Source organism: Phocaeicola faecium (genome assembly GCF_014837055.1).
GTDB classification, from domain to species: domain Bacteria; phylum Bacteroidota; class Bacteroidia; order Bacteroidales; family Bacteroidaceae; genus Phocaeicola; species Phocaeicola gallinarum.
Map to the genome: position 1 here is coordinate 1 of NZ_JACSPQ010000043.1, position 1,092 is coordinate 1,092.

A 1,092-nucleotide genomic window follows, 5' to 3' on the forward strand; every position below is an offset into this window, starting at 1 on the left:
CCGGTAGGCTGTCGGATTCCCGTTTTTTAACGTTTAGAGATTTTAGCAAATTAGGATTTGCAATACTAGATAATATATTTATCCAGTCGATCAATCCACTCATTTGAATGCAGTAATGCGTCCTCACAATGTCCCTTTCCTTTTAAACAAATAGTTATGGAATTTTTATAATTTTTCTTGATATATTTAGCTACGTTTCTAAAAACAAATTCATTTATCTTTCCACCATAAAAATAAATAATCTGTGTATTGGGCGTATCAATATCTGAAGGAAGTTTAAATTGTCCAACTGCATATAAATATTTTTTTATGGTTTCATCTGATATATTATCTAACAGCTCTAAAAACACATCCAACATATCTTCTGTTACCATTGTATTTATTGCGTTTCGTAACACTTTTTGATTTCGTTCTCTTGCTTTTTTTGTTATAGACAAGTACTGTTTTATAAGCATTTGAGTCATATATTTTCCAAATGGTAAAAGTGGTGAGCTTTCTAAAATAACCTTTTCAAAGGTAAGCCTTTTGTTTTTCCATAAATACGATGCTAAAACTCCACCCATGCTCATTCCATAAATTGCGTATATATGGTTAATAGATTTTGATATACAATAATTTTCTATCTCTTTTGCAGTATCATCAAAGGAATTGAACTCGGACTTCTCCTGCACATCATGTCCCGGCAAAATTGGCACAAGAATATGATAGTTCTCTTTATAATGCTCTATATAATCAATCCATATTTGATATGGACTTTCAAAACCATGAACAAGCATTATTGTTGGATTATTTGTATTGCCATATTCCAAAATGCGCATTTTATGCCCCCTCTTTGCTTACACAAATTGGAATTTGTCTTTTCCTCATTATACCTTTTCTGTCAGCCATTGAGAAGATATTTTCATTGTTCCTGATAAAAATATCTGCAGCTACTAAATAAGAAAGTGTAACCCGGCAGCCGGTGAAGGCCAGCGGGTTCCTGTCCTTTATTCCTTTGGTATGACGAACTTATATCCGGTATGGATCACGGTCTATCTTCTTGCGGAGCTGGTGGATGATACTGACAACAGAACTGGCCCATTTGCGCGGGAT

The 1,092-nt window shown here is 34.0% G+C and carries 1 protein-coding gene; it reads right to left on the minus strand.

All coding sequences use genetic code 11. The features are described 5' to 3' along the window. Positions 1-65 precede the first annotated feature (65 nt). Complete coding sequence (locus H9626_RS13560; protein WP_191710827.1) at positions 66-818, minus strand: alpha/beta fold hydrolase; 753 nt, start codon at positions 816-818, stop codon at positions 66-68. Positions 819-1,092: the final 274 nt, after the last annotated feature.

What these genes read in the sequence shown, in the direction of transcription:
- H9626_RS13560 (WP_191710827.1), bottom strand. Translation starts at nt 818, where the DNA reads ATGCGCATTTTGGAATATGGCAATACAAATAATCCAACAATAATGCTT.